20 protein-coding genes are annotated in these 25,013 nt (G+C 71.5%); 8 read left to right on the top strand and 12 right to left on the bottom strand.

The window, feature by feature from the left end; genetic code table 11:
• Positions 1-21 precede the first annotated feature (21 nt).
• Positions 22-675, top strand: a complete 654-nt coding sequence (locus tag ABD973_RS23135) for a TetR/AcrR family transcriptional regulator (RefSeq protein WP_125595530.1) — start codon at positions 22-24, stop codon at positions 673-675.
• A gap of 37 nt (positions 676-712) precedes the next feature.
• Here the strand turns inward: ABD973_RS23135 and ABD973_RS23130 are convergent, their stop codons facing one another.
• The 3 genes from ABD973_RS23130 to ABD973_RS23120 form a co-directional block, all read right to left on the bottom strand.
• Entirely contained in the window at positions 713-985 is a 273-nt protein-coding gene (locus ABD973_RS23130) for a hypothetical protein (RefSeq protein ID WP_125595529.1), read from the bottom strand.
• A 111-nt stretch (positions 986-1,096) separates the two neighbouring features.
• Positions 1,097-1,393, bottom strand: a complete 297-nt coding sequence (locus tag ABD973_RS23125; protein WP_241253205.1) for a helix-turn-helix domain-containing protein — start codon at positions 1,391-1,393, stop codon at positions 1,097-1,099.
• Positions 1,390-2,136: a hypothetical protein gene (locus ABD973_RS23120; protein WP_125820918.1), complete on the bottom strand. Its 747-nt coding sequence runs from the start codon at positions 2,134-2,136 to the stop codon at positions 1,390-1,392. Before ABD973_RS23120 ends, ABD973_RS23125 begins: the two co-directional genes overlap by 4 nt.
• A 780-nt stretch (positions 2,137-2,916) precedes the next feature.
• Between ABD973_RS23120 and ABD973_RS23115 the strand changes: the two genes are divergently transcribed.
• On the top strand, positions 2,917-5,367 hold the full coding sequence (locus tag ABD973_RS23115) for a tetratricopeptide repeat protein (RefSeq protein WP_345501875.1): 2,451 nt from the start codon (positions 2,917-2,919) through the stop codon (positions 5,365-5,367).
• Here ABD973_RS23115 and ABD973_RS23110 read toward each other — a convergent pair.
• The gene (locus ABD973_RS23110; protein WP_164720877.1) at positions 5,309-6,280 is read right to left on the bottom strand and encodes a serine/threonine-protein kinase; all 972 of its coding nucleotides are present in this window, start codon (positions 6,278-6,280) and stop codon (positions 5,309-5,311) included. The genes ABD973_RS23115 and ABD973_RS23110 overlap by 59 nt on opposite strands.
• 195 nt (positions 6,281-6,475) lie before the next feature.
• Between ABD973_RS23110 and ABD973_RS23105 the strand changes: the two genes are divergently transcribed.
• From ABD973_RS23105 to ABD973_RS23090, 4 genes are read left to right on the top strand one after another with little or no spacing between them, the layout of a single operon-like run.
• Positions 6,476-7,885, top strand: coding sequence for a PD-(D/E)XK nuclease family protein (locus ABD973_RS23105; RefSeq protein WP_164720878.1), 1,410 nt, complete (start codon positions 6,476-6,478; stop codon positions 7,883-7,885).
• Positions 7,882-8,979, top strand: coding sequence for a pPIWI_RE_Y domain-containing protein (locus ABD973_RS23100; protein ID WP_125820922.1), 1,098 nt, complete (start codon positions 7,882-7,884; stop codon positions 8,977-8,979). Before ABD973_RS23105 ends, ABD973_RS23100 begins: the two co-directional genes overlap by 4 nt.
• On the top strand, positions 8,979-12,503 hold the full coding sequence (locus tag ABD973_RS23095; protein ID WP_345501871.1) for a pPIWI_RE_Z domain-containing protein: 3,525 nt from the start codon (positions 8,979-8,981) through the stop codon (positions 12,501-12,503). The genes ABD973_RS23100 and ABD973_RS23095 overlap by 1 nt, the downstream gene beginning before the upstream one ends.
• On the top strand, positions 12,491-15,319 hold the full coding sequence (locus tag ABD973_RS23090) for a pPIWI_RE module domain-containing protein (protein ID WP_125820924.1): 2,829 nt from the start codon (positions 12,491-12,493) through the stop codon (positions 15,317-15,319). The genes ABD973_RS23095 and ABD973_RS23090 overlap by 13 nt, the downstream gene beginning before the upstream one ends.
• A gap of 73 nt (positions 15,320-15,392) precedes the next feature.
• Here the strand turns inward: ABD973_RS23090 and glnA are convergent, their stop codons facing one another.
• Entirely contained in the window at positions 15,393-16,802 is a 1,410-nt protein-coding gene (gene glnA / locus ABD973_RS23085) for a type I glutamate--ammonia ligase (protein ID WP_007263729.1), read from the bottom strand.
• Positions 16,803-16,986: 184 nt separating this feature from the next.
• Here glnA and ABD973_RS23080 point away from each other — a divergent pair, with 184 nt between their 5' ends.
• The gene (locus ABD973_RS23080; protein WP_125820925.1) at positions 16,987-17,454 is read left to right on the top strand and encodes an RDD family protein; all 468 of its coding nucleotides are present in this window, start codon (positions 16,987-16,989) and stop codon (positions 17,452-17,454) included.
• Positions 17,455-17,611: 157 nt separating this feature from the next.
• On the opposite strand, the gene ABD973_RS23075 is transcribed toward ABD973_RS23080, so the two are convergent.
• The 5 genes from ABD973_RS23075 to ABD973_RS23055 all read right to left on the bottom strand — a co-directional run bounded on the left by ABD973_RS23075 (position 17,612) and on the right by ABD973_RS23055 (position 20,990).
• A complete protein-coding gene (locus tag ABD973_RS23075) occupies positions 17,612-18,310 on the bottom strand; it encodes a DUF4191 domain-containing protein (RefSeq protein WP_125595527.1) in 699 nt (232 codons plus the stop codon).
• A gap of 9 nt (positions 18,311-18,319) precedes the next feature.
• A complete protein-coding gene (locus ABD973_RS23070; protein ID WP_125595526.1) occupies positions 18,320-18,517 on the bottom strand; it encodes an SCO2195 family GlnR-regulated protein in 198 nt (65 codons plus the stop codon).
• Positions 18,518-18,780: 263 nt separating this feature from the next.
• Positions 18,781-19,728 carry a lipoyl synthase gene (gene lipA / locus ABD973_RS23065; RefSeq protein WP_007263733.1) on the bottom strand — a complete coding sequence of 316 codons (948 nt, stop codon included), beginning with the start codon at positions 19,726-19,728 and terminating at the stop codon, positions 18,781-18,783.
• 112 nt (positions 19,729-19,840) lie between these two features.
• Positions 19,841-20,653, bottom strand: coding sequence for a lipoyl(octanoyl) transferase LipB (gene lipB, locus ABD973_RS23060; protein ID WP_125595525.1), 813 nt, complete (start codon positions 20,651-20,653; stop codon positions 19,841-19,843).
• A 76-nt stretch (positions 20,654-20,729) separates the two neighbouring features.
• Complete coding sequence (locus ABD973_RS23055; protein WP_241253206.1) at positions 20,730-20,990, bottom strand: hypothetical protein; 261 nt, start codon at positions 20,988-20,990, stop codon at positions 20,730-20,732.
• 173 nt (positions 20,991-21,163) lie between these two features.
• Here ABD973_RS23055 and ABD973_RS23050 point away from each other — a divergent pair, with 173 nt between their 5' ends.
• Positions 21,164-22,603 (top strand): NsdA family TPR-like regulatory protein, encoded by a 1,440-nt coding sequence (locus tag ABD973_RS23050; protein ID WP_125595524.1) that lies wholly within the window; start codon positions 21,164-21,166, stop codon positions 22,601-22,603.
• Between the two features lie 63 nt (positions 22,604-22,666).
• Here ABD973_RS23050 and ABD973_RS23045 read toward each other — a convergent pair whose 3' ends face one another.
• Both ABD973_RS23045 and ABD973_RS23040 read right to left on the bottom strand, forming a co-directional pair.
• Positions 22,667-23,941 (bottom strand): FAD-dependent oxidoreductase, encoded by a 1,275-nt coding sequence (locus ABD973_RS23045; RefSeq protein WP_345501866.1) that lies wholly within the window; start codon positions 23,939-23,941, stop codon positions 22,667-22,669.
• A gap of 162 nt (positions 23,942-24,103) precedes the next feature.
• Positions 24,104-24,997, bottom strand: coding sequence for a TIGR01777 family oxidoreductase (locus ABD973_RS23040; protein WP_125820928.1), 894 nt, complete (start codon positions 24,995-24,997; stop codon positions 24,104-24,106).
• Positions 24,998-25,013 lie beyond the last annotated feature (16 nt).

The raw sequence follows: 25,013 nt of genomic DNA, 5'->3' as shown, positions 1-25,013 counted from the left end.
GCGCTGGCGTAGTCTTCACCCGTGAGATCTCCCCGCCCGTACTCCCCCCAGAGCGGCCCCGGAACCCAGTCGCTGACCGAGCGCCGCAAGGCCGCCACCCAGCTCGACATCGCCCGCGCCGCGTGCGAGCTCTTCGCCGCGAACGGCCCCGACGGCACCACCGCCGAGGACATCGCCCACCGGGCGGGGGTCGCGCTGCGCACGTTCTACCGCTACTTCCGCAACAAGCAGGAGGCCGTGGCCCCGCTGCTGGCGGGCGGCGGCGACGCCTGGCGGGCGCTGCTCGCCGAGGAGCGCCCGGGAACCCCCCTGGCGGAGGCCCTGGAGCGGGCGGTGCGGCGCTCGCTGAGCGACTCCCGGACCGTCGAGGAGGGGCTGGAGGTCACCCGCGGCCTGCTGCGGGCGGCGGCCTCCGACGAGGCGCTGCGGGCGGTCTGGTACCGGGTGAACCAGGACTCCGAGGAGCGCCTGGTCCCGGTGGTGGCCCGGCTGGCCGGCCCGGAGGCGGACCCGATGTCGGTACGCCTGCTCGCGGCGGCGGCCACGGACGCGATCCGCGTCTCCCTGGAGCTCTGGTCGGCCGGCGACGCCCCGGTCTCGGGCCCCGGCTCCCCCGCGGACCTCGCGGTCCGGGCCCTGCGCGAGCTGACCGGCGCGATGCCCCTGCTCCGCTGAGCGGGGCAGGGGCACCGGGAGTGGGGGTGCGAGGTGGTCAGCGCCAGCCGCCCCAGTCGTCGTACCAGTCGCCGTGGTCGTGCCAGCTCGCGTTGTCCCAACGGCCCCAGTCGTTGTCGTTCCAGCCGTGGTCGTGGTCGCTCCAGCGGCCGTTCCCACCGCAGTCGTCATCGTCCCAGTGGTTCGAGTGGCGGTGGTCCGAGCGCGAGTCCCAGCCACCGTCATGGGCGGAGGCGTTCGCGACCGGCAGCAGACCCAGGGTGAGTCCGGCGGCCCCGGCGACAACGGCTCCGACGATCCTACGGCGCATCTTCATGCACCTCCGATACAAATAGCACTTATCGGGCTTTTAGGTCCTATCCACCGTTACTCCGATCAGGCGAGCTGTCAAAAGCAGCGGATCCGGACGTCTGCGGCCGGTTCAGTGGCCGTCGTCCAAGGGCAGCTGTTCCTGTCGGCATATGGCGGCTCCGTTCTCCACGTCGTCCAGGTAGACGGGCATCTCCTCGATGCCGAGCGACCGCATGAGGACCGCGGTGGCGATGCGGTAGCGCCCTCCCACCCTCCTCACCTCACAGGGGAAGCGGCCCTGGCGCACCAGCTTGTACGCCGTGGACAGGCTGAGCCCGTACGCGGCGGCGGCCGTCTGCAGGCCGACGGACAACGGCAGGTCAAAGGCTTCGCCGAGAGTCAGCCCCGGCTTCCCGGTCCCGGTCACAGCGCCTTCCTCGGGCAGCGAAGGGAAACCGTGGCCACGCGGGTGCGGCCTCGCGTACGGCACCGGGCACGGTCGAGCACATCCCCCAAACCGAGTTCCTCCGCGACCATCCCGAGCCGTTCGCCTTCCGCGGTCCGCGAGCCGGCCGTCAGGCGCAGGGGCGCCGAGAGGCCACCCTGTCGCGCCGGCGCCGGCAGGTGAATCTCCCAGCCGTCGACAGCGAGCGGGTCGCCCTGGGGCGCGCCCCGGCAGGCGGAGAGCAGTTCGGTGTCCTCCACCGCCGTCTCCCGTTCGGCGGACTTGGCGAACGCCCAGGCCCGGCGCCCGGCTGCCACCAGCAGGGCGTGCCCCACGTCCGACGCCTCCGGATCGGCGTCCCGTACCGCCTCGACGAAGCCGAGCAGCAGCTCGGATTCCACGTCCTTGCGCTCGCCACGCGCATAGCGGCCCACCCGGAAACTCAGTCCCCGCAGGACGGGCAGGCCCAGCCAGACGCCGAAGAGGCTCCACGGCTCGCCCGTGGAATCCTCGCCGCGTGCCCGGCGGACCACCTCCGCCCATACGGCGCGCCGCATCGAGTCACCGCCGCCGACGGCGAGAGCGGCGGCACGGGCCTCTCCGACCGGGAGGCTCAGTCCTCCCTCCGCCGTGGCGATCCACAGGTCACGGCTCCCGTCCGGGGCCAGTTCCCCGAACTGTTCGTCCACGGCGTCGAACACGCCGTTCCAGCGGAGCAGTCCCATGCGTTCCCTCCAGTAGGTGTCGCTGAGCAAGTTCGCCGTCGGATCGACCGGGCACCCGCCATCGCGCAGGCACCCGGCCTCCAACCCCTCGGTTTCAGAACCCGCTATACCGCGGGCGGCGCGGGCGGCGGGTCGGTCGGCGGCGCGGTCCTGGGCGGACCGGGGGGCCGCTTCCTGCGGTTCGGCGGAAACGAGCTGCGCCGGGGCGGCACTGCGGCCCGGCGACCGCGCGGCTTCTTCGGCATGCTTTGCACTCCTTTCTTGGGTCGGGTGACCGCGGACCTTCCCGTCGCCTTCTCGGCCGCGGCGATCCACAGAATGGCGGGGCGATCGCATCCGGTGCATCGCGCGTCGGTGACACGGTCGCGACACAGGCCTGTTTCACACCTCTCCCCATGGCTTGAACTGGCCTCACCATCCGGGGTCTTTCGTTGAATCCCCACGCGATCGGATCGACTCCGGGCATGATCGCGAATTACGGGTCAGACACCATTCCGAAAGAGAGCCATGGCGTTCCGCGTACTCGACCGAGTCACCGCCCCAGAGGGCTGTGAACTGGACGTCTTTCGTCATTCACGCCTCATGGGCGTCCTCGCCGCGCTCCTCGTCTCCCCTGGACAACAGGCCTCCCGCGACGACCTGAACAGATGGATCTGGGGAGACAGTCCCAAGAAGTACGCCCTGACGAAGGCGCTGAGCCGGCTCGGATCCTCTCTGCCGGGAGAAATCGCCACCGTGAAGAACGGGGAAATCTGTTCGATTAACGTCCCCCCGGAATCCGTGGACTACCTCAGGTTCCGGCATTCCTGGGCCATCGCCCGGGACCTCGCCAGGCCCGCCCCCGACCGCCTCGCCGCGCTCAGGCTGGGCATGCGCGAATGGAGCCCTCGGGAATTCCTGGGCGGGCTGACCGGCGAATGGGTCGTTCAGGCCCGGAGCCGGCTTCGCATCCAACAGAAGCGCGCCGCCGTAGAACTCGTCCGGGTCACACAGGCGCTGGGCGACCTCGAATCGGCGATCACCGAAGCCGAACAGTTCCTGATGCTCTGGCCCACGGACGAGCAGGTGGTCGAGCGCCTGCTGGACTGCATCGCCGCCGCCCACGGCACCCGCGCCGCCGAGCAGCGGCTCGCCGACTGGTACGCGGAACACCCCGACGGTTCCCCCCGGCTCCGCGCCTACATACGCGACCTGGCCACGCCCGGCCGGTCACAGCGTGTCCTAGGCCGTGCGGCCCACCTGGTGGTGCCCCGCGAGCTCCCTTCTCAGGGCCCGCCCCTCCGCGGCCGCGACAACACCCTGGACGAGCTGGTGTCGGCGATCGGGGCACCGGCCCGGACCTGCGGCGTATTCGTGATCACCGGGATGCCCGGTGTCGGGAAGACGGCTCTCGTCCGACGCCTCGCGAACCTGATCAAGCACCTGTTCCCGGACGGTTCCCTCCACCTGGACCTGCAGGGCTTCACCTCCCCGGACACCGCTCCCCTCGCGCCGGAGATGGCCCTGTCGCACTGCCTCACCGCCTTCGGCCTGACGGACATACCCTCGTCCCTCGCGGACAAGGCAGCCCTGTTCCGCTCGATCCTGGCCGAACGTTCCGTGCTGGTCGTCCTGGACAACGCCCGCAACAGCGACCAGATCCGTTCGCTCATCGGCAGTAACAAACGCTGCGCAACCCTCATCACCAGCCGCGACCGCCTCTGCGACCTGACGGCCGACGAGGAGGTTCACGTGACGGAAATCAGACCGCTCGCCAACGTGGCGGCGAAGAGTCTCTTGGTGGACGCCATGCACGGAGAAGTGGACGGCGAAGCCGACCTGCTGCTGGAGCAGCTGGTCCAATGGTGCAGCGGAGTGCCCCTGGCCTTGCAGCTGGTCGCGGCGCGCCTGCGGAACCAGCCGCCGTCCGCCCTGGGCGGCTTCGTGTCGTCCATGGGCGAGAACCGTGCCGCGGTCCTCGACGACCGGAACCGGCTCGCTGTGTGGCCGGCGTACCGCTGCTCGTACCAGACGCTCAGCCCTGACGCCGGCCGGCTGCTGTGGCAGCTCACCCTCTATCCGGGTGCCGACATCTCCTGGGGCGCCCTGGCCGACATCGCACGTGCCGGAGCCATCAAGGACGTGCACCGCGCGGCCGAGGAACTCGTCACGGGGAATCTCCTGGAGTGCTCCGGGGGCGCGTACCGCATGCACGACCTGATCCGCGCCTACGCCACCGAACTGGCCGAGGCCGACGACACGGGACTGGGCGAGCGGACCCGCGAGCGGGTCTTCGACCATCTCCTCCAGAACGTCTGGGCCTGCGACCGGGTACTCGCGCCGGACCGTGGCCTGCCGATCCAGCCCTGCGCCACCGTCGAGCCGATCCGGCCGAAGGACGAGAACGCCGCCATGGCCTGGCTGCAACAGGCCTACGGACCGGTGATGGCCGCCATCCGACTGGCGAGGGAAGCGGGACAGCACCGCACGATGTGGCTGCTGTCGCTCGCCGTCATGACCTACCAGTGGCGCCTCAACCTGTACGCCGCGGCCGAGGAGAACCTGTCCGCCGCTCTCCACCTGACGCGCGGCATCACCACGCCCGAAGAGCGCTCGACACTCCACCGGATGCTCGCCGGATGCTGCTTCAACCAGGGGCGGCTCGGCGAGGGGGTCGCCCACCTGCACAGGGCCATCGCCCTCGTCGAGGGCTCCGGCGCAGCCGCCGACCGGCTGAGCCTGGGCCGCTCGCTCCACACCCTGGGGTTGGTACGCAAGACCGAGAAGCAGGAAGCGGAAGCCATGGAGCACCTGCACCACGCGCTCGACGTCCTCCGTCCGCTGGACGATCACCCCACCATCGGCGCCGCCCTGGAATGCCTGGCGGAGATCCACTGCGACCGGGGGGAGTACGACCAGGCACTCGACCTCTGCTTCAAGGCCCAGGCCGCCTTCCAGCTGAGCAGGGACCGCAACGGCCGCGCGAGTGTCCAGCGGACCTTCGGCACCATCCACCAGGCACGCTCCGAACCCGGCCCCGCCCAGGCCGCCTTCCGGCAGGCACTGTCGATCTACAAGGACCTCCGCTACGACCGCAACATCGGCAGGACCCTGTGCGCACTGGCAGACCTGCACATCGAAACCGGCGCTGTCCAGCAGGCACGGGAGGCCCTGGAGGAGGCCCATACGGCGTTCACACGCGCGGGCGACGGCTTCGCGGAATCCGTGCGGCACAGACTGGACACGATGTGATCCGCTTGGCCCGCCGCGCAGCAGGGGGCGGCTCCGAGAACACGCAACAACGGTAACGAGCGGTCGGATCCGGATCCCAGGCCTTGACCGGGCGCGGGTCGCCGAGCCGCGGCAGCCGGCCGGCCAGTTCGGCCAGAACGGCCCCGGCATCGCGGGGACGGTGATCGGGGTCGTAGGCGACCATGCGCAGTGCCAGATCTCGGAGCGGAGCAGGGATGAGTGCGGCATCGCCTGCGGCCAAGGGTTCCAGGCCGGCCTCGGGCCTCCCCTCCTGGCCTCCGTAGGGGAGCTTCATCGTCGTCATCTCGATGAGGACGCAGCCGAGCGAGAAGACGTCGGCCCTGGCCGAGACCGGCCCCAGCTGATCCAGGTTCTCCGGTGCGGCATATCCGCTGGTGCCTCCCCTGAAGGGACGCCCGACGAATTCCGCGGACCCGAGATCGAGGATTTGGAGGAGATCGTTACGCGCACTGATGAGGAGGTTCTCCGGCTTGAGGTCGCAGTGGACCAGGCCTCGTTCGTGCATGACCGAGAGCGTCTCGCAGATCTGCCCCAACGTCGCGACCAGCGTGGGCACGCAGCGCACCGGCCTGGCCTTGGAGGTGGCTTCCTGCACCGAGATCCCGTCGACGAACTCGGTGGCCAGGCAGTGCCGTTCTCCGTGCCGACCGTGCCAGTACACCTCCGGCACCCCGCGCACGTCAGCGAGAAACATCCCCAGGTGAGCGGCGTGCGTGAGGTTCTCGCCGTCTGCGCGGTACGTCCTGACCGTCTCAGGACCCCGCGCAAATTGGAACTTCAGTGCGACCTCGTGGTCCGTTTCCTGGTCGACCGCCCGGTAGACCTGAGCCTCCGCGCCAGCGCCCAGGAATTCCCTTACGACAAAACGCTTTCCGACCAGTTGACCCTGCACAGCACTTCCTCCAGTCGTACGGCAGAGAGAGATGTGAGCGTGATGGAATCCAGGCACCACGGCGTGACCCGGACGAGCCGGGCCGTGAGGATGTCGCTGGGCATGTTCTCAGGCAGCAAGTACCGGTGTCCGGTACAGGATTCGATGAGGGCACTCGGATACACAGCGGACAGCCCGCCGCCCGGGCGTCGCGAGGTGCTCGAGCAGGTCGCCCTGCGGCCCCTCATGGACGAGCTGGACGGCCGGCGCGGGCCGACCGCCCCTTGGCGGCACCGGCTCGACCCGGTGCTGGAGAGCTGGACCCGACACGCCGTCGGGGCGTACGACTCGGCCTTCGCCCGCCCGGACGGCGACTCGGGCATGAGGGAGGTCCCGCGCCCCTGGACCTACCGGTACCCGGCCGCCGCGGACGACCACCGGGGCGCCACGGAGTACGGGATCACCGTGTGGGGGCGGTGTCTGGCCTCAGCGGACGGCAGCGTCCGCGAACTCCGTCTGCCGGTGCACCGGTCCGGAGCCCACAACGTACCCCCCGAAGGCTACGTGGCCCTCGCGGCCCTCGTCACCGCCGAGGCCCGGCAGGCGGACCCACCCGAACACGTTCGTGTCGTCCGCTTCCCCGCGGCGGGCACCGGACCCGAGCTGCTCTTCGCCGGAACCCCCGAAGAGGCCAGAGCGCTCCACCGCCGGCACGGGCGGCACACCGTACGCGCCCTGCTCGACTCCGCGGAGTACCGTCCGGGATCCGCCTGCGGCTCCTGCCCGTTCACGTCCGGCTGCCCCGCACTTTTGCGGGCCCCGGGCTTGACGGGCTTGTCGGGGAAGGGCCGTCCGCGGCGGACATGGTCCCCGACCGACGGACGGGAGTACACGGCCTGCCCCCGCCGGAGCAGGGCCCGGTCCCTGCGGCTTCCCACCCTGGACGCGGTCGAGCGGAGCCCGGCCGCCGAACGGGGGCGCGCGGTCCACGCGTACCTGGCGGCCCGGCACCGGGTGGACCCTCCGGTCCCCTGCTCGAACGACATACCCGAGGACTGGGTACCGGCCGGCTTCGCACTGGAGGCGCGGGAACTGCTGATCGCAACCGCCCAGCTCCGCCGGCACGCGGCGGTGTGCCCGCTGCACCGGGTGCTGGGCGCCGAGGACGTACGGGTGGAGCCCACCGTCACCATGGAGGACCCTGCCGCCCGTGTGGTCGTCGTGACCGATCCCGACCTGGTGTACCGCGACGGCGGTTCGTGGGTGTGGCGGGAGGTGAAATCGACCTCGCGGCGCTTCTCCGGCACGTCGAACCTGATGGAGACCTACCCTCAGCTGGCCCTGGCCGTCCTGATGGCCGCGGAGGCCGTATGGCCGGGCAAGCCCGGCAACGTCCGGGTCGAGGCCGAGATCCTCAGGCCGCACGGCGCCTCCCTCGTCACCCTGGACCCCTCGTCGCCCGCCGTCCGGGACCGTGCGCGCAAGGCACTCGCTCCGCTGACGGACGCATGGCACGCCGACGACGCGTTCGAGCCGCAACCAGGTCCGAAGTGTGCCGATTGCCCGGTCAGCCAGTGGTGCCCCGATGTGGCGCTCCCGACCTCCGGCGACCGGGACGACTCATGAGCGGGCGCAGCGCCGCTGCGCCCGCGGCGGACGCGCTGGACGAGGAACTGCTCGGAGCCGTCGCCCGCGCCGTCCTGACCGCCACGGCGCAGGACCGCCTGCAAGCACTCACCCTTCCCTATCCGCGGGACCTCCAGGTCGTGGCGGACCGGATCACCCTGCGATGCCTCCGGTACGGCGTTCCACCGCCCGGCAGTGTGCCGGAGCTACTCGCGTGGTGCGCCCGGCCGCTGGCGGACTGGCCGCTACCGGACTCGGGTCCCGCTTGCGTACTCCCCGGCACCCGGTTGGTCGACCCCGTGGGCCGCACCGCCACACGCTCCTGTGCCGAGCTCGCCGAGCTGGGGCCCGCACCGGGCCCGGAGAGCAAGGCCGAGGCCGCCATGCGCGGCCTCCGCTCCGAACTGGGCCCGCAGCGGTACCGGGAATGCCTGCGCTTCCTGGTGGAACACCCCGTCGTCAGCGCGGACCTGCGCTGGCGCAGGCACTGGGACGTGGCGCTGTGGACACGTGTCAGGCACCTCTACGGCGACGTTCCCAAGTCCCTTCAGGACGACGACAGGCTCCGGATGTGCCGGAGCTGCACCCTCCCGGGACGCCGCCCAGGACCGGCGGCGAGGTGGTGCGAAGGCGAACGCTGCGACCCGGAGGCCGGGTTTACCGAGCTGCGCAAACCGGGGGACGCACTCCTGCTGGACCGGAACCTGCGTCTGTTCGTGACACTGCCCGGGGACCACGAGCGCTCGGTCCTCACCGGGTTGTCCGAGGCCGGGGTGACGTGCACCCGGCTTCCGGTCGCCCGCTCCTCCTTCGAGCTGACCACGTCCGCGGGGCCGCCGGTCACGGCCCTGGTCGTGGACCGGGCACAGCCCCGTCTATGGGCCGACCGCGTGCCGTGGTCCGAGCTGCCCGTCCGCGACGGGCTCCTGGTCATCGTCCCGGAGACCCGCACGGAGCCCGGCCATGCCCGCGAACTGCGCGCCGCCGTCCACTCCGGCTGCGGCGTCCGGCCGGTCGTACTCACCACGCGGCGGGCGGTCCGCCACCTGCTCGCCCCGCCCCCTCGCCGTGCCCACCGTCCGGGAAGGACCTGATGCGTACCCTCGCGTCGCCCCTGAAGAACGTGATCGACGAGCTGGAGGACTTCTCCCGCACCCCACGCCGCCGCCGGCACCTGGAGCAACTCTGCCGCATCGAGTTGGGGCTCTTCCTCCAGCAACAGTTCCATCCCGGTGCACCAGCGCTCGACGCCTGGCCGCTCTTCAGCGGATATCCGTACGCCGTGGCACAGGGCATCGCCGTCTCACGACAGGACCGCCACCGGCTCCGTGTCGCCCGGTACGCGATGTGGACCCTCAGCAGACCGCGGGCCTGGGAGCACGCCCTGGAGTGGTACCAGCGGTTCGATCCCGGGCTGCGCGGCTATGACCTCCCCGACCCGTCGCAGCCCGCCGTACGCACGGACCCGGCACCCGGTGCGGAGCGCTGGGCGGTGTACGGGGAACTACTCGACACCGCACCGCCTTTCGTCCGGCGCCGAGCCACCACGGCGGGACCCGGCCCGTACGAGTTCGTGCTGGGCCGGCACACCGCACCCGTCGAACTGCCGGATCTGCCCGGGCTTGCGACGGTACCCCGCCACGACCTGGACATGCCTCCGGCGAACGGCGGGGATCCCCTGCACCTGACTAGGAGGGAACTCCTGCGGACAGCTGCCCTCATGGACGAGATCAACCCCCAGAAGTGGGTGGAGCGGCTGAACTCACTCGTGTTCCGAGTCCGGTCCGAGGACGCGTTCACGGAACGGCACGCCCTCACCATCGACGGCGTCCAGCACCTCCTGGGCATCGTCGGGGCCGGGAAGAGCACGCTCCGCGACATCGTCGCGGTCCACCTCGCCCGCGAGCGCGGTATGCGCGTGACCGTCGTGGTCAACGACGTGGCCGACGTACTGCGCCTCGTCCAGCTGTACAACACCTTCGCGCCCGGGTCCGCCGTCCCGGTCATCGGCGTGACCAGCCGGGAGCAGCACGCACAGCGCCTGCACCGTCGGCTCGCCGGCCGCGGCGAACACCGGCTCGCCGCACACGACGACCCCGCCTTCGCGCACCTCGGGACCTCGTGCGCCGTCAACGCCCTGCGGGTGGAGGGGAAGGTCCCCGGCGCAGGCGCCCTGCCTTACGGCGCGGCTCCGTGTTCCGGCCTGATGCCGATGGAGGACGGCCCCGGATCCGACGACCCTCCGGGGGAGGACGGCGGTACCCGTACGCGCCGGGGTCCGTCGGCCCGCTTCCTGAAGCGCCGGCCCCGCCACGTCTGCCCCTTCTGGGGAGGGTGTCCGCGCCACCACTCCGCGCGCGGGCTGGTGGAGGCACCCATCTGGGTGGCGACCTCGGCGAGCCTGGTCGACGCACGCCCTCCACGGCCGCAGAACGCCGAGTCGGTCCGGTACCTGGAACTGGCCTGTCGCCGCAGCGATCTCGTCGTCATCGACGAGGTGGACCGGGTCCAGATGCACTTCGACCGGATCTTCGCACCGGCAGTACCCCTGGTCGATCCGGAGGACCCCGAAAACTCCTTCATCGACAACCTGATGCGGCACACCAACCTGGAGCTGGCCACCGGTGCCCCGCTCCAGCTCTCCGACCGCTACGTGCAGGACTGGACGGCGGCGCTGCACACCGCCAAGCTCGCCATCGAGCGGCTCTACGGGATGCTGGTCGCCGACGAGAACCTCCGCGAGCATGTCCGGAGCGGCTATTTCAGCGCCTGGACCCTCCAGGCCGGATTGGTGGAGGAGCGTCATCCCGTGCCGGAGTCGGCCTCGGAGCCCGACCCCGACAAGGACGCGCGGGACCGGCTGACCGACCTGTTCGGAGCCTTCCGGGACGACCCCTTCGGGGACCGGGGGCTGCCGGGCGAACACGACACGGCCGAACTGACCTCCCTGCTGTTCCAGGTGCTCCACACCGACGAGCCCGAGCAGACCCGCGCCCGGCTCGGCGATCTCATGGACCGGATCTTCAACATGGGGCCGGCCGTGGAAGCACGACAGGCCGCCTACGACGAGGCCAAGGCCGAGGAGGCCCGCTCGGCGGGGAGCGGCCCCAAGGGCCGCCGCCGCAAGCTGTCGGCAGAGCCAGCCACGTGGCACCGCTCCCTGCTCACCCGCTTCGAGTTCATGCTGGTGCTCAGCGCCCTCGAACCCCGGCTGGCCCTGATCAACGCCATTTGGCCGCAGGTCCAGGGCGCTCTGAACCTGGATTTCAACTCCCTGTACCGGCGGCCGGACGACTACGGTCCGATGGTGCCCGAGGCACCCATGGGGAACGTCCTCGGCTTCCGCTTCCGCCCCGACGGCCCTCAGGACGACGGCGGCGGAGTGGGGAGCGGCGAGCTGAGCTTCTTCCGGTGCAGCGGACTCGGACGTGGGCTGCTCCAGGCCCTCCCCACACTCGCCACCGTGGACGGCCGTCCCACGACGAACCTCCTCCTGCTCTCCGGAAGCAGCTGGGCCGGGGCGTCCAACCGGTACCACGTCCCGTCCGAAGTCGGGATCGTGCTCGAACCGCGCGCCCGGCAAGTACCGCGTGTCGACATGCGCATGGAACTCGTCCGGGAGGGCGGCGAGGCCGTCACCGTGTCCGGGAGCGGCATGGAGGAGCGGCCCGTCCGGCTGGAGCGGATCGCCACGGCACTGGGCGCGAGTGCGGAGACCTTTCCGGAAGGCGGCCCTCTGGAACGGGAACTCGGGCGGCTGGCCCCCGAGCGGTCGCACATCCTCCTGCTGGTCGGCAGCTACGAGGAGGCCGCACTGGTGGCTGACACGCTGCACAATCTCAACGACCGCTGGCACGACAAGGTGCTCCGGCTGGTCCCGGACGGCGAGGACACCGACGACGTGGATCCGTCCGACCGTCACGGGCGCGCCCGTGTCCTGCGCCGGGGCGACGTGGAACGCCTGGAGGACTGCGGGGCCGACGTACTGGTGGCTCCCCTGCTGGCCATGGAGCGCGGCCACAACGTCCTCAACTCGAACGGCGAGGCCGCCATCGGCAGCGTCTACTTCCTGGTCCGGCCCAACCCCCATCCCGAGGACCTCTCCCTCGCCGTCAGCAGCATCAACAGCTGGATGAGCCGGGCCTTGGACGACGGCCGGTTCAACGCCTGGGCCGGAGCCGGGGCTGGTCTGGCCGCCGGCGCGCTCCGGGTCCGTGCAGCGGCCCGCTCCGAGTGGTACCGGCTGCTGCGCCGGAGCGTCGCCTGGAGCCGCTTGGAGGACGGTGACCGCGCGACGGTGACATGGGACCTGATGGTGGTGATCTGGCAGGTGATCGGCCGGCTCGTACGGGGCGGTGTTCCCGCCCGGGTGGCCTTCGTCGACGCCGCGTTCACACCGAACGCCGCCGCGGTTCCCGCTTTGCCGGACACCGCGGAATCCAGCCTGCTGCACAGCATGACCGACGCGCTGAAGCCCTACTTCACTCCGGGAACCGACGTCCCCGAAGACGACCGGTTCATCGTCACCGCACTCTACGAACCGCTGTGGGAGGGGCTGGAGCGACTGCTCCACCCGCTGCCCGGCACACCCGAGGAGACTCCCTCATGTACAGGCTGATCCGCACCGCCGCGTACGAAGTCGAACCCGATCACGGACCCGTCATCGAAGCGCACCACATGATGCGACCGGACCCCGCCTGGTGGGCCGAACTCGCGGAACGGTACCGAAGTACCAGGCGCAGCGACCCGGCGTACGGGCTGCCGACCAAGCACCTGGGCTCCCTGCTGTGCGCGCTGGCCCCGGGGGTGGTCACGGCGGATGCCCAGGCCGCCTCCACCCACGGCGACACGCCGTGGCTCTACGCCCGGGAGCACGTACCGGACGAGGTCGTCGTCCCGCTGATCGACACCTGGGCGACCGACCTGCTCACCCCCCGACACACCACCACCGACGTCCCCGGTACCGCCGGGGACGACTCCGACGACGAGGACGGCTTCGGGTACTGGTACGAGAACGGGACGCCGGAACACGAGCGCGCCGACTGCGAACCGGCCGGCGCCAAGGGCATCGAGCACCTGCTGGAACAGCTCTACGAAGCACCGCCCGCCTGGACGACGCAGGAGATCGACCTCACCGCCTCGGCCACGTCGCCCGCAGGCACCGCCCTGCCCGGCCGACACGTCTACCGACTGCTCACGGAGTGGGCCGCCGCCCGGCTCACGGCACGCCCCTGGCACGTCCGCGGGCGCACCCTTCGGTTCAAGGCGGTCACCGACGGGGAACGCTCCGAGCTCGTCTCCTGGCCTCCACTGCGCCACGTCACCCACCGGCGGGCCTGGTACTACTCGGCCCGGCTCTCCGTGACCGTACAGACCGTCCCGTTCCACGGTCGGTTCCGTGTGCACGTGAGTCCGGGGATCCGCCGTTGGGTCACCGGCAGCGGGGCCCGGCCCGGGCCCGGGCGGCGCGCCACGGTGCTGATCGACGCCCCGCTGCCGTGGGCCGACTCCGACGAGCGCACCCCACGGCTGATCGGGAACAGCGTCGGCTACGACCATCGGCTGCGCCGCCTGGCATGGCAGCGCAGGAGCACTGCGAAGCTCCTCCCTCACGTGGACATCGTTCGGACCTTCCCGGACCCCGAGGAACTCTTCCGTTCCCCGGAAGACCTGCTTCTCGGCCGCGACTCCTTCCGGGCGGGGATCACGTACCACCCGACCATGCAGGGGACCCACCGCATCGGCCCCGGGCTGATGCCTCGGGAACGCGCCGAGCTGGACGAATGGGTGGCGCAAAGCCTGGCTCCTGTCTTTCGCCGCGTCCCCGATCTCACCCGCATCAACCGCGTGAGCAAGCCGCTCCTCCGCAGGACCGCCGACCCCGACCCCGACCGGAGAGGGGTGACGGCCACCTCCCCGAATCCGGTCGCCGCAGCGGCCGCGGGGCGGCGGCAGGCACTGCACGACGTCCTAGGGGAGCAGCCGCTGCGGCTCGACGTCGTATGGCACTCGAAAGAAGTCCGTGACGAGGTGCTTCACGCCCTGCCGGAGCTTCTCGGGCTGCCACACCCCGAAAGGACGTCCCGCGACGAGTGGACCAGCGAAGCGCACGGCCTGACGGTGCGCATGCACGCCATCCGACGAGGCGGGCTGGGGGGCCCGCTGAAGCTCCCGCAGCGTCGCGGCCTCCGCCGGGCGGTCTCACTGGGGCAGGCGATCACTGCCAGGGCCGAGCAGGTCGCCGGCTCCCCCGCCACCCTGGCCCACGCCACCGTGATCGAACTCGACGGCCGGGCTCGCTACCCCCGGCCAGGAACCGATCCGAAGCACGCGCTGCGGCTCGGGTTCGCCGCGGCGGGCAAGCTGACCCAGTTCATCCAGCCGCCGGGCGAGGAAGCGCCCGATCTCGGGCAGCGGGCCAGATCGGCCTGCCTCGACGTGCTCCGTCAGATCGGTGCGGTGCCCTTCCCGCCGCACCAGGCCGGGAAGGGAGTGCCCGAAAACCTCCAGTACGTCGGGCTGTGGCTGGTCCGTCACACGTCACGCGGCCCCACCCGGTGCGCGACCCGTCGGCTGATCGCCCTGCGGATCCGCCCCGGTGATCACGAGCCGGTGCACGGCTGGGACGACATCGGGGAGGCCTGGGTGCCCTACCGTCGGCTGCTCCTCACCCTGGCGTCCGACCGGGGCCTCGCACAAGACGAACCGGGCACCTGGGTGCCCGGTCGCCCGGACGGCTCTGCCGCCCGCTGGAACGGCTTCGAGAACCCCTGGCGCGAGGATGCGCAGCGGCAGATCCAGAACATCCTGTTCCAGACCCGGGACCGGCCGACCCTGCTGCTGGCGAGCGCCGGCAACCTCCGACAGTGCTGGCCGGGGATCGCGAGCGCCGTCCTGACACCGGACGAACTCGCCTTCGGCGCCGGGGAACCCGGGCAGAGGCTCTCCCTGTACGGCCCCGATCTGCGGTTCGTGCTGCTCAGGGACGCCAACGGCCGGGGAGAGGTCCCGCAGTGGTGGGCACGGGACGAGACCGGAGCGACCGGCTTCTCCGCCGGTCTGTGGACGCCGGGCCACACCGCGGGTCGCGTCTTCTACAGCACGGCGGACGTGCCCCACACGGCCGCCCGGCCGAAAGGCCTGATGAAGCTGGTTCCCGACGCCGATGGCCGTACGGCCCCGACGAAGAACGCGTGGAATCCGCGCGGCTTGGAGATCACGGTCGCCGGATGCCTGTCCGCCAAGGCCCTGGCGGATGCGGGACGCGAGCAGGAGCAGCCCGACGATCCTGCCGACTGGGCCATGCTCGCTCACCAGCTGAGGTTCCATGACTCCTACAGCCCGCTGGCCTGGCCCCTGCCCCTGCACTTGGCGAAGCTCGCCGGCGAGTACGTCCTCCCGCTGGCGAAGGAGCATACGGAAGCTCGGCCGTAACCGAGACGAGGCCTGGGACGGCCGAGGGCCCCTCCGCTCCACAGGGGAGCGAAGGGGCCCTCGGGCACGGCTCTTACAGGTCGAAGTAGAGCTCGAACTCGTGCGGGTGCGGGCGCTGCGCGATCGGGGCGATCTCGTGCGTGCGCTTGTAGTCGATCCAGGTCTCGATGAGGTCGGGGGTGAAGACACCGCCGGCCAGGAGGTACTCGTGGTCCTCCTCCAGGGCCTTGAGGACGTCCTCGAGGCTGGTCGGGACCTGCGGGACGCTCGCGTGCTCGTCGGGCGAGAGCTCGTAGAGGTCCTTGTCGATCGGCTCCATCGGCTCGATCTTGTTCTTGATGCCGTCGAGGCCCGCGAGGAGCAGCGCCGAGAAGGCGAGGTACGGGTTCGAGGACGGGTCCGGCGCGCGGAACTCGACGCGCTTGGCCTTCGGGTTCGAGCCCGTGATCGGGATGCGCATGGCGGCGGAGCGGTTGCGCTGCGAGTACACCATGTTGACCGGCGCCTCGAAGCCCGGCACCAGGCGGTGGTAGGAGTTCACCGTCGGGTTGGTGAAGGCGAGCAGCGACGGGGCGTGCTTGAGGATGCCGCCGATGTAGTAGCGGGCGGTGTCCGACAGGCCCGCGTAACCGGCCTCGTCGTAGAAGAGCGGCTCGCCGCCGGCCCACAGGGACTGGTGGACGTGCATGCCCGAGCCGTTGTCACCGAAGATCGGCTTCGGCATGAAGGTCGCGGTCTTGCCGTTGCGCCAGGCGACGTTCTTCACGATGTACTTGAAGAGCATCAGGTCGTCGGCCGCGGCGAGCAGCGTGTTGAACTTGTAGTTGATCTCGGCCTGGCCGCCGGTGCCGACCTCGTGGTGCTGGCGCTCGACCTGGAGGCCCTGGGCGTCCAGCTCGAGGGAGATCTCGGCGCGCAGGTCGGCGAAGTGGTCGACCGGGGCGACCGGGAAGTAGCCGCCCTTGTAGCGGACCTTGTAGCCGCGGTTGTTCTCCTCGGAGCCGGTGTTCCAGGCGCCGGCCTCGGAGTCGATGTGGTAGAAGCCCTCGTTCGCGGAGGTCGCGAAGCGCACGCTGTCGAACACGTAGAACTCGGCCTCGGGGCCGAAGAACGCGGTGTCGGCGATGCCGGTGGAGGCGAGGTAGGCCTCGGCCTTCTTGGCGATGTTGCGCGGGTCGCGGCTGTAGGCCTCACCCGTGATCGGGTCGTGGATGAAGAAGTTGATGTTGAGCGTCTTGTCCTTGCGGAACGGGTCCAGGCGCGCGGTGGTGATGTCGGCACGCAGCGCCATGTCGGACTCGTGGATCGCCTGGAAGCCGCGGATCGAGGAACCGTCGAAGGCGAGCTCCTCCGCCGGGTCGAACGCTCGCGCCGGGATGGTGAAGTGCTGCATCACACCAGGCAGGTCGCAGAAGCGGACGTCGACGAACTTGACGTCGTTCTCCTCGATGTACTGCTTCACTTCGTCGGCGTTCTTGAACATCCAACTCCTCCTACTCCCGGTCCCGGGGCAGGGACGGGCTTTGTAGCTCGTGGTGCGTCAGTGCGGTGCCGCACGCTGACCGACCATAAGCAGACGGGATTTCCCAAGCATGACCCATTTGTTTCGCACAAGTTAACCAGGGTCCGGTCCAGGCCCCGTGGAGGAGCACCGGTACCGTGGTGGAGTGGACAACAGGCAAGCAATCGGTTCCTGGCTCTCCGGCCCGCGGGCGGCTGCCGAGGAGATGGGCGTCGACTTCGGCTATCCGGGCCAGCGGCTCGGCCTGCCCCAGTCGGGACCCGGCTCCGTGGCCCGCTTCGGACGCCGGCTCGGTGCCGTCCTCGTCGACTGGATCGGCTGCCAGCTGATCGCGTACGGCCTCATCACCCACGGCGACCTGTCCGCCGCGGGGAACTGGACGCTCGCGCTGTTCCTCTCCCTGACCCTGCTGACCGTGGGCACCGTGGGATTCACCCCTGGCAAGCGGATGCTCGGCCTCCGGGTGATCGGGCAGGACGGCGGCCGCCTGGGCATCCCCCGCGTGGTGCTGCGGACGCTGCTGCTGGCCCTGGTCATCCCGGCGCTGATCTGGGACCGCGACGGGCGCGGACTGCACGACCGCCTCGCGGGCGCCGTCCAGGTCCGGATCTAGGCCCGGATCCAGCGGGACACCAGCCGCGCACCACCGCCCGCGCGTAGAGGTGGACGCGTGCGGCGGCGGTGGCCGGAAAGCACCGGTCGTATACGCACAGGGGCGCCCCCGAAGCCGGATGGCTCGGGGGCGCCCCTGTGTGTGTACGAGGAGTGCGTCAGCGCATCTTTCCGCCGCGCGGCATGCGCATGCCCTTGGGCATCGGGCCCTTCGGCACCGGCATGTTGCTCATGAGGTCACCCATGGCGCGGAGCTTGTCGTTGGTCATCGTGATCTGCTCGCCGGACAGCACCCGCGGCAGCTTCAGCAGCGTGGTGCGGACCTTCTTGAGGGGCACCTCGCCCTCGCCGGTGCCCACGATGAAGTCGTGGACCGGGATGTCGGGCATGATCCGGGCCATCTTCTTCTTCTCGGCCGCGAGCAGGGCCTTGACCCGGTTCGGGTTGCCCTCCCCGATCAGGACGACGCCCGCCTTGCCGACGGCCCGGTGGACGATGTCCTGGTTCCGGTTCATCGCGACGGCCGGGGTGGTGGTCCAGCCCCGTCCCACGTTGTCCAGTACGGCCGCGGCAGCGCCCGGCTGCCCCTCCATCTGCCCGAAGGCAGCCCGCTCGGCGCGCCGCCCGAAGACGATCGCCATCGCGAGGAACGCCACCAGCAGGCCCAGGATGCCCAGGTAGACCGGGTGGCCGATCAGGAAGCCGATCGCAAGGAAGACACCGAAGGTGACGATTCCCACGCCCGCGACGATCAGACCGACCTTCGGGTCGGCCTTGCGCGTCATCTTGTACGTCAGGGCGATCTGCTTCAGTCGCCCGGGGTTCGCAGCAGTCTCTGCGTTTGACTTCCTCGCCATAAGGCGAGTTTACGTGTCCTGCGGGGTCCGGGTCGCCGCGGCCTCGAGTACGTGCTCGGTTTCCACGCGGTCCTTCGCCCGGCGGCGGTCCTCCAGGACGGCGGCCCACGCGTTGCGCCGGGCACCGCTCATGAGCAGCGATTCCAGGCCGCGGAAGGCCTCGGTGAAGGACGGAATGGCGATGGCGCGGACTGGCGCGGCCTGCATGATGTCGACCCCTACTCTCGCTGCTCGCATCTTCGGCGTGTGCGGTGCGTGGATCCAGCGTCACTGACTGGTGTTACCAGGGCATGACCGGTCGGTCAAATGTGATGGACACGTTGCAAACACAGACGCGACCCGCCGGGCTCCTCACACGAAAAGAGCCTAGGGGCCGCGTCGATGCGGTGTTACCGATTGGTAGGTATTGTGCGTGAGTTCACACTCACGCACGGTCATGCTCGGCCGCCGGAAGTCGCGCGGCCGCCGGGTCAGACGGCGGCGCGCTTCTCCATCGCCTGGTTGTACAGGCGGCCCGCGCGGTACGAGGACCGGACCAGCGGGCCGGACATCACACCGGAGAAGCCGATCTCCTCGGCCTCCTTCGCCAACTCCACGAACTCCGCCGGCTTCACCCAGCGCTCCACGGGGTGGTGCCGCGGCGAGGGCCGCAGGTACTGGGTGATGGTGATGAGCTCGCAGCCGGCCTCGTGGAGCTCCTTCAGGGCCTCCGAGACCTCCTCGCGCTCCTCGCCCATGCCCAGGATCAGGTTGGACTTGGTGACGAGGCCGTAGGCGCGGGCCTGGCGGATCACGTCGAGGGAGCGCTCGTAGCGGAAGCCCGGGCGGATGCGCTTGAAGATGCGCGGCACGGTCTCGACGTTGTGCGCGAAGACCTCGGGGCGGGAGGCGAAGACCTCCTCCAGCAGCTCCGGGACCGCGTTGAAGTCGGGGGCCAGCAGCTCGACCTTGGTGTGGCCGCCCTCGCGGCCGGCCGTCTGCTGGTGGATCTGGCGCACGGTCTCCGCGTACAGCCAGGCGCCGCCGTCGGCCAGGTCGTCGCGGGCGACGCCGGTGATGGTGGCGTAGTTCAGGTCCATGGTGACCACGGACTCGCCGACGCGGCGGGGCTCGTCCCGGTCCAGGGCCTCGGGCTTGCCCGTGTCGATCTGGCAGAAGTCACAGCGCCGGGTGCACTGGTCGCCGCCGATGAGGAAGGTGGCCTCGCGGTCCTCCCAGCATTCGTAGATGTTCGGACAGCCGGCTTCCTGGCACACCGTGTGCAGTCCTTCGCCCTTCACCAGGGCCTGCATCTTGGTGTACTCGGGGCCCATCTTCGCCCGGGTCTTGATCCACTCGGGCTTGCGCTCGATGGGGGTCTGGCTGTTACGGACCTCCAGGCGCAGCATCTTGCGTCCGTCGGGTGCGACTGCGGACACGACCGGCTCCCTGTGACTTCGATTCTTCGGCGCCCACCAGGGTACGCCCGTAAATTCGTACGCTCTTACGTCCGCCAACCGGGGGCCGGTCGGAGGCATTCCCCCGGCCCGGTCAGGCCCCGGCGGCCTCGATCTCGCGGGGCCGCAGCTCGGCGTGCTCCAGCACGTCCTTCAGGTGCCGTTCGACGACCGGGAGCACCTCGGCGATGGTGACCTCGCGGCCCAGTTCGTACGAGAGCGAGGTCACACCGGCGTCCCGGATCCCGCAGGGGATGATCCGGTCGAACCAGGTGCTGTCGGGGTTCACGTTCAGGGAGAAGCCGTGCATCGTGACGCCCTTGGCGACGCGGATGCCGATGGCGGCGAGCTTGCGGTCCTCGCGGCGCTGGCCGGCGTTGGAGGGGGCGTACTCGGGGCCGTGGAGCCGGGCGTCGAACTCGTCGTCGCCGGTGCGCGGGTCCGGCGCGGGGACGCTGAAGTCCAGGGAGAGGCCGCCTATGGCCGGGCGCTGCTCCACGGGGTCGCCGAGGACCCAGACCCCGGAACGGCCCTCGACGCGGGTGGTCTCCAGGCCGAACTCGGCGGCGGTGCGGATGAGGGCCTCCTCCAGCCGGCGCACGTGGGCGACCACGTCGACGGGGCGGGGCAGCTTCATGATCGGGTAGCCGACCAGCTGGCCCGGGCCGTGCCAGGTGATCTTGCCGCCGCGGTCCACGTCGATGACCGGGGTGCCGTCCAGGGGGCGCTCGCTGGGGTCGGTGCGGCGGCCGGCGGTGTAGACCGGCTCGTGCTCCACCATCAGGCAGGTGTCGTCGATCTCGTCCGCGAAGCGGGCCGCGTGCACCCGGCGCTGCTCTTCCCAGGCCGCGGTGTACTCGACGGATTCCGGCCCGAAGCCCAGATGGACAAACCGAAGCTCAGTCACCGCAGCGCCTCCTCGTTGAACCTGCTGTGTGCACCTATCGCACCGCTCAAGAGTACGGCGACCCGTGCGCGGCCCCTCAGGCCCCCGGCGTCCGGCGGGGGCGCCTGCGGCCCGCGGCCGGCCGGTCCGGGTCCTCGTCGGCCCGGGGCAGCCTGCGGTGGCCCTCGGAGTGGTCGTTGACCCAGCCGCACACCCCGCACGCGTACCGCCCGTCCAGCCCCGCGATGAGGGTGCCGCAGCGGCGGCACTCGGCCTCGGTGATCTCGGGGGCGGGCAGCGGGGCGGTGGATTCGGCGGACGGGTCGGGGAGGTACGCCCCGTGGGGACGGCTGGTCATGTGGCGCAGAGTACGCGGACCAAGCGGGTCGGTCCGTAAAGAGCCCTACCCATTCTGCACACGATCGGATGAATGTGGGGCAGAGAGGGCGGTGTGAGGGGAGTTGGCCGCTACATTCACGCCGTTCACAGGGCCGGGACCCCGGTCCGTCACGTACGGAAACCGTGGAGCCGATGACCGAACGACCTGCCCAGCGTGTCCCCAACCGGCAGCTCGCGGCACTGATCGCGGAAGCCGGGTTCTCCAACGCCGGGCTCGCCCGCCGTGTCGACCAGCTCGGTCTGGAACACGGTCTGGACCTGCGGTACGACAAAACCTCCGTGACCCGCTGGCTACGCGGCCAGCAGCCCCGCGGCACCACCCCGGCGCTGATCGCGGAGGTCTTCACGCGCCGCCTCGGGCGGCGGCTGTCGGCACAGGATCTGGGCCTGGACGCGTGCGCTCCCGTCTACGCCGGGCTGGAGTTCGCGGCCACCCCGGAGGAGGCCGTGGACATCGCGAGCGGGCTGTGGCGCAAGGACTCCGGCTCCCACGCCGAGCTCCGCAAGATCGCCTTCACCCCGGCCGGCCTGGTGGTGCCCAGCCGGGACTGGCTGATCGGACGCGCCGATGAACGCGTCGGCCGCGGCGCCGACCCCGCCGCGCACCGGGTCCCCACCCAGGGCCGCACCTCGGTGCCCCGGCAGCGGCAGATCGACCGGGGGCCCGGACAGCGGGTGACCAGCGGGGACATCGCGGCGCTGCGCTCGGTCAGCGAGCTGTTCCGGACCCTGGACCACACCTACGGCGGCGGCCACGCCCGCCAGGCCCTGGTGCGGTACCTGGAGCACGAGGCCGAGCCGATGCTGCGCGGCACCTACGGGGAGACCACCGGGCGCCGGCTGTTCGCCGCGGCCGCCGACCTGACCCGGCTCGCGGGCTGGACCTCCTACGACATCGCCGCGCACGGGCTGGCGCAGCGGTACTTCGTCCAGGCGCTGCGGCTGGCGCAGGCGGCCGGGGACCGGCCGTACGGGTCGTACGTGCTGATCACCATGAGCCGTCAGGCCGTCTACCTGGGGCACGGCCGGGAGGCGGTGCAGCTGGCCCGGGTCGCCCAGCAGGGCGTGGGCTCGGGGCCGCCGCCGGTGGTGCAGTCGCTGCTGCACGCCTCGGAGGCGCGGGGGCACGCGGTGCTGGGCGAGGTGCGGGCGGCGACGGCCTCGCTGGTGCGGGCGGAGCGGGCGCTGGGCGCGGCCCGGCCGGGGGACGACGTACCGCACTGGGCGCGGCTGTTCGACGAGGGGCAGCTCGCGGACGAGTTCGGGCACTGCCACCGGGACCTCCAGCAGTACCGGGCCTCGGCGCAGCACGCGGAGCGCTCGCTCCAGCTGAGGGCGCCCGGCTTCGCGCGGTCGCGGCTGTTCTGCCGGGTGGTGCTGGCCACGGCGCGGCTGGGGCTGGGCGAGCTGGACCAGGCGTGCGCGCTGGGGGCGGAGGCGGCGCAGCAGGCGATGGAGATGCGGTCGGTGCGCGCGGTGGAGTACGTACGGGACTTCGAGCGGCGGCTGGAGCCGTACCGGGACGCGGCGGCGGTGCGGACGTACCGGGACCGGGTGTCGGCGCTCAGCTGACGGGGCGGCCGGGGGCGGCCACGGGCCCGGCCCCCGGGGGGACCGGGCCCGCGGCCGGTGGTCTCAGGCGGCCGCCGGCAGGGCGGGCTCGGGCCGGGCGGGCAGCGGGATGCCGAAGTCGCGCAGCAGGGCGGTCGCGGCGCGGCGGGCGGAGTGCAGGGCGCCCTGGACGGTGTTGGAGTCGCGGTGGTCGCCGCAGACGTAGAGCCCGGCCAGGACGCGTACGGGCCGCTGCCTGTCGTGGGGCGGGGGCATCGCCGGGACGGCCTCCGGGGTGTGGTGGACGGCCAGCGGCTCCCAGTCCCGCGTCGAGGTGTCGTACAGCCGGGCCAGCCGGGAGGCGACGGTCCGGGCGGGCGGCGGCGGGCCGTGCACGGTGGTGGTGACCAGGCTGCGGCCGGCGGGGGCCCGAGTGGGGTCGATGGCGCTCATCACGGTGGTGTGGGCGAGCGGCCACTTCGGGTCGGCGTCCAGGAGCAGGGAGCCGTCCCAGGGCAGGGGTTCGGGGGTGGCGTGGTGGATGACGGTGACCTCGTGGAAGGCCGGCACGCGCAGTCCCGGGAGGAGTTCGGCGGCCGCCCGGGCGCCGGTGGCGAGCAGGACGGCGCGACAGCCGAAGTCGCCGTGCTCCTCGGTGGTGACGAGGTTGGTCGCCACCGAGCGCACGCGGATCCCGGTGCGGACGGTGCCGGGCGGCAGGGCCGCGGCGAGCATGCCGGGCAGGGTGGCCGCGCCGCCCTCGGGCACGGCGAGGCGGCCTCTGGCGAAGGTGCGCAGCGCGAGGTCGGCGACGCGGCTGGAGGTGGTGAGCTCCGGGTCGCGGAGCAGGGTGGACAGCAGGGGGCGCAGGACGCCGGTCACGGTGCGCGGGGGCAGGCCGCGGGAGCCGAGGGCGGCGAGGGCGGTGCGTTCGGGCCGGGCGAGGACGCGGTCCAGGGGCAGCGCCGCGAGCCGGCCGAGCGCGGCGCTGAAGCGGGCCTGGTCGAGGGAGCCGCTGGCGAGCGCGCGGGCGGGGGTCAGGGCCCCGGCCCGCTGCTGCCTGCCGTCGGCCCCGTGCACCAGGACGCCGGGGGCGAAGGGGCGCAGGACCAGTCCCGTGAGGCCCGGGGTGCGGGCCGGTTCGGTGTAGGCGGTGTTGAGGAGCTGGCCGACCCGGTCGAGCCGGAACCCGTCGGCCGATTCGGTGGCCATGCGGCCGCCGGGGTCGTCGGCGGTCTCCAGGACGCTGACGGTGACCCCTGCCGCGATCAGGTGGTGCGCGGCCGCGAGTCCTGAGACTCCGGCTCCTACGATGACGACGTCCGCGTGATGTGCGGCATGGTGTGAGCTGCTGAGCACGTGCCCCTCCCCGAGGTCGGCGCGGCTGTGTGGGGATCCTCCTTCCCCCAACGGGCTCCGGGAGAACCCGAGTCCGGCTGGGGATTGCGCACAGATCCGGTCGCACGACGGTCGCACACGGGTCACGAACGGTCGCACACGATCGCACCCCTGCTCCCGCCTTTACTCGTTGATGGCCGCCCTGATCGACTCCTCGATGCCGGGGTACGTGAACGTGAACCCGGACTCCAACAGCCGCGCCGGACGCGCCCGCTGACTGCCCAGCACGTCCTGGGACAGCTCCCCGAGGGCCAGGCGCAGGGCGGGGGCGGGGACCGCGAACGCGACCGGGCGGCGCAGCACACGGCCCATGGCGGCGGTGACCTCACGGTTGGTCAGGGGCTGCGGGGCGGTCAGGTTGAAGGGCCCGTCGAGGCCGGGCGTCTCCATCAGGAACCGCAGGGCGGCGACCTCGTCGTGCAGGGAGATGAACGACCAGTACTGGCGGCCGCTGCCCAGCCGCCCCCCGAGGCCCGCCTTGAAGATCGGGAACATCCGCCCCCAGGCCCCGCCCCCGGCGGCGACCACCAGCCCGGTACGGGCGGACACGGTCCGGATCCCGGCCTCCCGGGCGGGGGCGGCGGCGGCCTCCCACTCGACGCAGACGGAAGGCAGGAACCCGCTCCCGGCGGGGGCGGACTCGTCGACGGCCCGCTCCCCCGTGTCCCCGTAGTACCCGACCGCCGACCCGCACACGAACACCCCCGGCGGATCGTCCAGCGCCGCCACGGCCCGGGCGAGGGCGCCGGTCCCCAGCACCCTGCTGTCGCGGATCTCCCTCTTGTACGCCTCCGTCCAGCGGTGGTCGCCGACGCCGGCCCCCGCCAGGTTCACGACGGCGTCACACCCGCGCAGCCCGGCGGGGTCGACGTACCCGCTCCGCGGATCCCAGCGCGCCTCCCCCTCCCGGGCGGGGTCGCGCCGCACGAAGCGGACGGTGTCGTGGCCGTCGGCGTGGAGGGAGCGGACGAGGGCCTTGCCGATGAGTCCGGAGGCTCCGGTGATGGCGATGCGCATGCGCCCAAGTCTTCCC

It is taken from the genome of Streptomyces racemochromogenes (assembly GCF_039535215.1).
Classification (GTDB): domain Bacteria; phylum Actinomycetota; class Actinomycetes; order Streptomycetales; family Streptomycetaceae; genus Streptomyces; species Streptomyces racemochromogenes.
Note: the sequence above shows the minus strand (reverse complement) of the source record. Positions and strands in the feature narration are given on the sequence as shown.